Annotated in this window: 6 protein-coding genes and 1 tRNA gene; 1 reads left to right on the forward strand and 6 read right to left on the reverse strand. The window is 60.2% G+C overall.

The features are described from left to right. The 5 genes from miaA to nnr form a co-directional block, all read right to left on the reverse strand. The coding region (gene miaA, locus QMM04_RS18910) for a tRNA (adenosine(37)-N6)-dimethylallyltransferase MiaA (RefSeq protein ID WP_282996758.1) at window positions 1-847 on the reverse strand (847 nt) is incomplete at its 3' end. Beyond that, window positions 840-2,696, reverse strand: coding sequence for a DNA mismatch repair endonuclease MutL (mutL, locus tag QMM04_RS18915; protein WP_125309936.1), 1,857 nt, complete (start codon window positions 2,694-2,696; stop codon window positions 840-842). The genes mutL and miaA, both read right to left, overlap by 8 nt. A gap of 42 nt (window positions 2,697-2,738) precedes the next feature. Further along, window positions 2,739-4,397, reverse strand: a complete 1,659-nt coding sequence (amiB, locus tag QMM04_RS18920; protein WP_125309938.1) for an N-acetylmuramoyl-L-alanine amidase AmiB — start codon at window positions 4,395-4,397, stop codon at window positions 2,739-2,741. After that, a complete protein-coding gene (gene tsaE / locus QMM04_RS18925; RefSeq protein WP_059012451.1) occupies window positions 4,394-4,870 on the reverse strand; it encodes a tRNA (adenosine(37)-N6)-threonylcarbamoyltransferase complex ATPase subunit type 1 TsaE in 477 nt (158 codons plus the stop codon). The genes amiB and tsaE overlap by 4 nt, the downstream gene beginning before the upstream one ends. 3 nt (window positions 4,871-4,873) lie before the next feature. Beyond that, a complete protein-coding gene (gene nnr, locus QMM04_RS18930; RefSeq protein WP_282996759.1) occupies window positions 4,874-6,391 on the reverse strand; it encodes a bifunctional ADP-dependent NAD(P)H-hydrate dehydratase/NAD(P)H-hydrate epimerase in 1,518 nt (505 codons plus the stop codon). Here nnr and queG point away from each other — a divergent pair. Continuing rightward, a complete protein-coding gene (gene queG, locus QMM04_RS18935) occupies window positions 6,390-7,529 on the forward strand; it encodes a tRNA epoxyqueuosine(34) reductase QueG (RefSeq protein ID WP_282996760.1) in 1,140 nt (379 codons plus the stop codon). The genes nnr and queG overlap by 2 nt on opposite strands. Before the next feature lie 431 nt (window positions 7,530-7,960). On the opposite strand, the gene QMM04_RS18940 is transcribed toward queG, so the two are convergent. Further along, window positions 7,961-8,036, reverse strand: a tRNA-Gly gene (locus QMM04_RS18940). Window positions 8,037-8,288 lie beyond the last annotated feature (252 nt).

The raw sequence follows: 8,288 nt of genomic DNA on the forward strand, positions 1-8,288 counted from the left end.
TCTGGCGTTTAGCGAGCTGCCGGGTGGCGCAAATTCCCCGATAAACCATTTCGTCATAATCGATTTCGCCAGACAGATAAGACCACATCTGACGGTAACCAACACAGCGAATGGAAGGCATGTCCGTATGCAAATCACCTCGTGCAAACAGTGCCCGAGCCTCCGCTTCAAAACCTGACGCTAACATCTGGTCGTAACGCAACGCGATGCGCTGGTGTAACAGTTCACGGCTCGCCGGGGCGATAGCAAACTGGTACACATCGTAGGGTAACGCTTCACCGGCCGTTTTTGTCAGTTCCGTTAAAGTTTTACCCGAAATAAAAAAAACTTCCAGTGCTCGCGAAAGTCTCTGCGGATCATTCGGATGAATACGACTACCGGCGACCGGATCGATTTCACACAGCTGGCGGTGCAGGGCATCCCACCCTTTCTCCGCCGCCATTTGCTCTATCCGCTGACGCACGTCCGGATCGGCCGAGGGCAACGGCGACAATCCTTCAAGCAACGCCTTGAAGTAGAGCATGGTTCCACCAACAAGCAGCGGAATCTTACCTTTTTGGGTAATCTCCGCCATTTCTGCCAGCGCATCGCGACGAAACTCAGCAGCGGAATAGCTCTCCGCCGGGTCGCGAATGTCCAGCAAGCGATGGGGTGCCTGCGCCAACTCCTGTGCCGACGGTTTCGCCGTGCCAATATCCATCCCGCGATAGATTAAGGCAGAGTCAACGCTAATAAGTTCCACCGGAAGTTGCTGACGCAGCGCAATGGCTAATGCCGTCTTACCGGAGGCGGTCGGCCCCATCAAAAAAATTGCCTTTGGCCGGCTAGCCTGGTTCAGTTCACTCATGCTTCAACGCGTTTAGCGCGCTCTCAATCTCAAGGGTCTGTAACAGACCTGAAGGCGGCGATTTCAGCAGATGCGGGCAGAGCCGTTCGAGCTCTGCCAGCAGCGTGATCGCCTGCGAGTGATTCCAGTGAGGTTCTGCCGCATCGTCGCGTCGCGCCAGCCACTGGGCCAGTGCGGAAGCAGAAACCTCTTGCTGCCGGGCGAGATAGCCTAACAGGTCTGGAATCAAGATTTGTAAATTTTGTGTTCGTAACGGTAAAGGGACAGCGCGCAGCGTCACATGCTGTCCTTCCCGTTGTAAATCAATGCCCATCTGGCTTAACAGCGCCGCCTGGGCATCAATCACGCTTAACTCTTCGTGAGCGATTTTCAGCCGTACCGGGATCAACAGCGGCTGCGGTTTGAGCCCCTCATCGCCGGGTTGCAGCTGGGCCTGTTTGAGCCAGCGCGCCGCTACGCTTAATGACAGCAGCTGCAAGGTCTCCCCGCGCTCCAGCAGCGCATAGCGCTCGCGCACCACGCTGAGCACCCGGCCAAAACTTTGCGTGTGGGCGGCCAGCGGCGCTTCACGCGCGGGTGCCGGGCGTGGCGCGGGTTCAGCGGCCGGTGCGCGTGGCGCTTCCGCCGCCGGCGTTTTTATCAGCTGCTGATAAACCGCCCCTTCACGCGCGCGATAGCCCGGCTCTTTCGACTGCCACTGAGCGCCCGTGCCGCCGGATGCGGTGCCGCTACTGCTGCTGCGCGCGCCGGTTGCCGGCTGAGCAAAGTGATTTGTCCCGGCGGCCTGGCGGTTTTCCGGCTGCCACTGTGGCGGCGGCTCTTCGGCATGGGCCAGCGGCAATTCGGCGCTGCGACTGGCCTGCAGCACGCTCATCACACCCTGCCAGATAAAGTCATGTACCAGCCGCGACTGATGAAAACGCACCTCGTGCTTGGCGGGATGCACGTTAACATCCACCTGATGCGGATCGATCTCCAGATACAGCACATAGGCCGGCTGCTGATCGTCGCCGAGCTGGGTTTGATAAGCCTGGCGGATGGCGTGATTGATCAGCTTGTCGCGCATCATGCGACCGTTAACGTAGCAGTACTGCAGGTCGGTAACCTGACGCGACCCCGCCGGATCGGCCACCCAGCCGCGCAGCGCCAGATCGTCGTGCTGCCAGTCAATGCGCAGCGCGTGCTGCATGAAAGGCGTTCCGCAGATGGCGCCCAGACGCCGCTCGCGCTGCGCCTCCTGCGTCACGCCGCGATACTGACGCACCAGCTTGCCGTTGTGCGTCAGCGAAATCGCAACATCGAAACGCGCCAGCGCAATGCGGCGAATCACCTCATCAATATGGGTGAACTCGGTCTTTTCGGTGCGCATGAATTTTCGGCGGGCAGGCGTGTTGTAGAACAGATCGAGCACTTCCAGCGAGGTTCCCACCGGGTGGGCGGCGGGTTTGACCGTCACCGCCATATCGCGCCCTTCGGCATAGGCCTGCCAGGCTTCCTGCTGATCGGCGGTACGCGACGTCAGCGTCAGGCGCGACACCGAGCTGATACTCGCCAGCGCTTCGCCGCGAAAGCCGAGGCTGACAATCGCCTCCAGATCATCCAGCGAGGCGATCTTGCTGGTGGCGTGGCGGGCCAGCGCCATCGCCAGTTCATCTCGGGCGATGCCGCAGCCGTTGTCGCGGATGCGGATCAGCTTTGCACCGCCTTTCTCAATATCGACCTCAATGCGCGTCGCTCCGGCATCAAGGCTGTTTTCCACCAGCTCTTTTACGACCGAGGCCGGGCGCTCAACCACTTCGCCAGCGGCAATCTGGTTCGCCAGCTGAGGCGGTAAAATCTGTATTGGCATGGTGGTGATCCTTATCAGGTATGGGCTGCGCGCAGCCCCTCATCAGGATTGTGGAATCTTTAAATTTTGCCCCAGCATCACGTTGCTCGACTTCATGTTATTCGCCTGCATGATGGCTTTCGGGCTGACGCCGTACTTCGCGGCAATCGCCGTCAGCGAATCACCGCGCACCACTTTGTGCCGCGCCGGACGGCTGGCCGCGCTGCTGACGCCGGAACCGGCCGGCACTTTCAGCCGCTGGCCGACCCACACCGCATCGCGCTTCAGGTTATTCAGCTCGCGCAGCGTCGCCATGCTGACCCCGTATCGCGCGGCGATGCCGGACAGCGTCTCGCCGCGCGTCACGGTATGGCGCAGGGTAGCACCGGTATACTGCACGGTGCCGGTCGCCGGGTTGCTGGCGACGCTAACCGCTGGTGCGCGATCCAGCGGCCGGTTTTCCTCCTTTGGGACCGATTGCAGCGGATGCGCGAGGAAATAGTTACGCAGTCCTTTGTAAATCGACTGGGCAATCTTTTCCTGATACGCGCTGCTGCCTAGCAGCCGCTCCTCCCCGGCGTTACTGATAAAGCCGGTTTCAACCAGTAAAGAAGGAATGTCCGGCGAACGCAGCACGCCGAGGCTGGCATGTTCCGGCAGACGCTTGTGCAACGGCGTCACGCCGCGCAGTTGCTGCAGCACTTTTACCGCCACGTCATAGCCGACGCGCTGTGAGTGGCCAAACTGCAGATCCAGCACCGCCTGGCTCAGGTAGGGATCGGCCTGGCTGTTCGCCAGCAGATCGCCCGCGCCGCCCAGCAGCTCAGACTGTTTCTCTTTCTGCTCCAGCCAGTTAGCCATTTCGCTGTTGGCGCGACGGTTGGACAGCACCCAAACCGAAGCCCCGGTAGCAGAGTGATTCGGTGCGGCGTCGGCGTGAATCGATACCAGCAGGTTAGCGTTCTCTTTACGCGCCACCTCGGAACGGCCCATCACCGAAATAAAGTAGTCGCCGTTACGCGTCAGCACCGGTTTAAACATCGGGTCCTGATCCATCAGCGCTTTGAGCTTCCGCGCGATGGCGATGGTGACATTCTTTTCATGTAAGCCGTGCTGGCCCGACGCGCCAGGATCCTGACCGCCGTGTCCGGCATCAATCGCCACGATCACTGCATCATTACGGCTGACAGCACCGCCCGGACGCACCGTGGTGTTGCTGCTGGTCACCGCCGTCACCGGATTGGCGTTGAACGGATTGCCCTGGCTGGTCGTAGCGCTGTCGCTCTGGCGCGCACGCGTCACCGGTGCCGCCGCGGTGCTGCGTCTGGCAGGCTGGGTGCCGCTGATGGTGAAGACCACGCGGTACTGATTGCCGTCGCGCTGCGTACTGGCGCGCGTTTTCGCCGCCTGGGTCAGCTCAAACACCAGCCGGATGCTCTGCTTATCCTTCGGCTGGCTATTACGAATCCGTTTAACGATATTTTCGCCGCTAAAGTTGAGCGGTAGCCCCTGAATATTGCCGCTCTGGCGAATATCCAGCACCACCCGATTCGGGTTGTGTAGCGGAAAGAAGCCATACACCGGCTGGCCGTTGAAGCTCAGGGTCACCGTCGCCTGGCTGTCGCCGTTATCGACTTTGATATCCGATAGTGTCGCGGCCAGCGCCGACGAGGAGAACAGACACAGCAGGGCGAGCATCATCCCGGTAACGCGTGACATCATGCCGGTTCCCTGCCCTGCTGAAACTGCTGCAGCAGCGTGTCGCCGAGCGGCGAATGCGCGCTGATTTCCGCTGCGCGCGCGCTGGCGACGTAGCTTAGCGTCAGTGCCAGATCCGGCTCTGGCAGCACACCTGCGCCCTGCTGCGGCCACTCAACCAGGCACAGCGCGTCGCCGCTGAAGTAGTCACGGATGCCCATAAACTCCAGCTCTTCCGGGTCGGCGAGGCGATAGAGATCGAAATGGTACAGGCTACGGTCGCCCAGCTGATAGGGCTCAACCAGCGTATAGGTTGGACTTTTGACGTTGCCCTGATGGCCAAGCGCCTGCAAAAAACCGCGGCTGAAGGTGGTTTTACCGGCACCCAGATCGCCATACAGATAGATCACCACCGCGCTGCTGCAAACGCGGGCCAGTTGCGCACCCAGATTCAGGGTTGCCGCCTCATCGGGCAAAGGAATAACACAGGTCTTCATGCTTTATTGTTGGATCATCTCTGGATTAACAAACTGCCACAGCAGTGCGAACAAATCAGTGGCTAACATGCCGCGCGTCCCGCGCTGTCGCGCTACCGCATCCGCCGCGGCACCGTGCGCGACACAGCCCGCACAGGCGGCGTCAAACAGGGTGGCCTGCTGGCCCAGCAGGGCGGCGATAATACCGCTCAGCACATCGCCCATACCGCCGGACGCCATGCCTGCATTGCCGACATCCGCAATCGCCATGTCGCCCGCCGCGCTGGCAATTACCGTACCGGCACCTTTCAGCACCACCACACCGCCGTAGCGGTTTGCCAGGGTCTGCGCGGCGTGTAAGCGGTCACTCTCAATCTCTGCGGTTTTCACCCCGAGCAGGCGTGCTGCCTCGCCGGGATGCGGCGTAATGATGCGATTCTGACGGTTATCTGCATTGATTGCCAGCAGGTTAAGCGCATCAGCATCCCAAAGCATCGGCTTTTCACTCAGTGCCACCTTTTTCAGTGCCTTCTGAGCCCATTCACGCTGGCCAAGACCGGGGCCGATGGCGATGACATCCGCCCACGCCAGCGCGTCGTCCAGCCGCGCGTCGCTCAGGGCATCCACCATCAGCTCCGGCCGTGCGCTGAGAATCGGACCAATATTATCTTCATGCGTTAACACCCGCACAAGCCCGGCACCGCTACGCAGCGCCGCTTCGCCGGTCATGCGGATCGCGCCGGCCGTGCCGCTGTCGCCGCCGACCACCAGCAAACGGCCGTGATCGCCCTTATGCGAGGTGGCTTTGCGCGGCTTCAGCCAGCGCGGTAAATCTGCTGCAGCGTAGCGATGAATCGGCGCCGGCTCGCCAGCCAGAAACGCGTCCAGGCCAAGCGTCGCGCAATGCAGCACGCCGACGTGGTCACGCGCTTTGCCGGTGAGCTGACCGGGCTTCAGCGCAATCATACTTAACGTGCAGTCCGCCACGACCGCCGCCCCTGGCGTGGTGCCGGTCGCGGCCACCAGCCCGGAAGGGATATCGACGGCAAACACCGGCGCGGTGTGCGCATTGATCTGTTCGATCAGCGACTGGTAAGGCGCGGCAGGCGCGCGATTCAGCCCGGTGCCCAGCAGCGCATCAACAATCACGTCGATGTGTTCCGGCCAGGCAGCGTCGGCGGCATGAATCACGCCGCCCGCCGCCAGCCAGCCGTCGCGCGCCTGCTGTGCTTCTTCCGGCAGCGGACGCTCGCTGTCACAGGCCAGCAGCGTCACGCTCAGCCCGGCGGCCTGCGCCAGCCGCGCCACCACGTAGCCATCGCCGCCGTTATTACCGTGGCCGCATAAAATCAGCCAGTGCTGCGCCTGCGGCCACTGCTGGCGAATCCGTTCATAACTGGCCTGCCCGGCACGCTGCATCAGTTCATACAGCGTCAGGCCCAGGCTATCGGCGGCGTCGCACTCCAGTTGCGGCATGGCCTGCGCAGGCCAGACAGAGTGTGGTAAACTGCGTGCGTTTGCTTCAATTGCCTGGTCTCTCATGTCATACCCTCTCGATCTTCAACAGCTCGCTCAACAGATTAAACAGTGGGGGCGCGAACTCGGCTTTCAGCAGGTGGGTATTTGCGATACCGACCTGAGCGCCGAAGAGCCGAAACTGCAGCAGTGGCTGGAGAAACAGTATCACGGCGAGATGGACTGGATGGCGCGTCACGGCATGATGCGCGCCCGTCCGCATGAACTGCTGCCCGGCACGCTGCGCGTGATCAGCGTGCGCATGAACTATCTTCCGGCCAAAGCCGCGTTTGCCAGCACGTTAAAAAACCCGCAGCTGGGTTATGTCAGCCGCTACGCGCTGGGCCGCGATTACCACAAAGTATTGCGCAATCGACTGAAAAAGCTCGGAGAAAAAATCCAGGCCCACTGCGGCGCACTCAATTTTCGTCCGTTTGTCGACTCCGCGCCAATTCTGGAGCGGCCGATTGCCGTCAAAGCCGGACTCGGCTGGACCGGCAAACATTCGCTGGTGCTTAATCGCGAAGCCGGCTCGTGGTTTTTCCTCGGCGAACTGCTGATTGATCTACCGCTGCCGGTGGATGAGCCGCAGCAAGAGCAGTGCGGCCGCTGCGTCGCCTGCATGACCATCTGCCCGACCGGCGCCATCGTCGAACCTTATGTCGTCGATGCGCGCCGCTGCATCTCCTATCTCACCATTGAACTGGAAGGCGCCATTCCCGAAGCGCTGCGTCCGCTGATCGGCAACCGCATTTACGGCTGTGACGACTGCCAGCTGATCTGTCCGTGGAACCGCTATGGTCAGCTGACCGATGAAGAGGATTTTTCGCCGCGCGCTGTGCTGCACGCGCCGCAGCTGGTCGAACTGTTCGGCTGGGATGAAGCCCGTTTTTTGCGCGTCACGGAAGGCTCTGCCATTCGCCGCATCGGCCATCTGCGCTGGCTGCGTAACGTAGCGGTGGCGCTGGGTAATGCGCCCTGGGCACCCGGGAATCTTACGGCATTAGAACAGCGGCGCGGTGAACATCCGCTGCTGGATGAGCACATTGACTGGGCGATAGCGCAGCAGCGGCAAAAGCGCGCGGCGCAGGCGGTAGAGGTGCAATCGGCACAGCAGCAGCGGCTGGTGCGCGCCGTCGAGAAAGGGTTACCGCGTGATGCATGATTGAGCAATCGCGCAGGATATTATGCTTTTCCACATGCTGTGAATAAAATTATTTCCCCGAATAGTGACGTGGATCGTTATTTCGTCTAAAAGGGGCATTCACAGTCTGAAATATCATTTACCCAATAAAAAACATAGGGTTAGATAATTACTGTAAACATTTACGTCGGGTTTTGCGCGCAGGGGCTTGTCCAGAGCTTGTGGATAACTCTGTTCAAAACGGTTTTGCAGATAGGGTAAAACGCCGTCAGCACGTTGCGGGCGCATTGTGGATAACCTGTAAGATTACTGCAACAGACGCAGACATCTCAGGCACTCACGCAGCGTGCAAAATTTCCAGATAACAAACGGAACCGCACAGGTAAAACGACTGCAGCAGTTGTATGTCTGATTGTGCCCGGGGGCAAATAACTTTAGTGAATATGAAAATCTGGAGCGGGAAACGAGACTCGAACTCGCGACCCCGACCTTGGCAAGGTCGTGCTCTACCAACTGAGCTATTCCCGCATAATCTTCGTATTTTAGTCTGCCACGGCGTTGGCTGCCTTCGCTCACCCAGGTCACTTACTCGTGTAAGCTCCCAGGGATTCGCTCAGTTGCCGCCTTGTTGCATACTCAAATACTCGATTATGTACCGGCATTCTTAAGTCACAACAACCGCAAAAAGACTAAATCCGTGATTTGGATGGCGTACTGCTACAGAGACTGGAGCGGGAAACGAGACTCGAACTCGCGACCCCGACCTTGGCAAGGTCGTGC

The sequence above is a fragment of the Pantoea sp. Pa-EAmG genome (assembly GCF_030024295.1).
GTDB classification, from domain to species: Bacteria; Pseudomonadota; Gammaproteobacteria; order Enterobacterales; family Enterobacteriaceae; genus Pantoea; species Pantoea dispersa.

Bases quoted from the DNA above. Each gene is read 5' to 3' on its own strand.
- mutL (WP_125309936.1), bottom strand. From the start codon at position 2,696: ATGCCAATACAGATTTTACCGCCTCAGCTGGCGAACCAGATTGCCGCT.
- amiB (WP_125309938.1), bottom strand. From the start codon at position 4,397: ATGATGTCACGCGTTACCGGGATGATGCTCGCCCTGCTGTGTCTGTTC.
- tsaE (WP_059012451.1), bottom strand. From the start codon at position 4,870: ATGAAGACCTGTGTTATTCCTTTGCCCGATGAGGCGGCAACCCTGAAT.
- queG (WP_282996760.1), top strand. From the start codon at position 6,390: ATGTCATACCCTCTCGATCTTCAACAGCTCGCTCAACAGATTAAACAG.
- nnr (WP_282996759.1), bottom strand. From the start codon at position 6,391: ATGAGAGACCAGGCAATTGAAGCAAACGCACGCAGTTTACCACACTCT.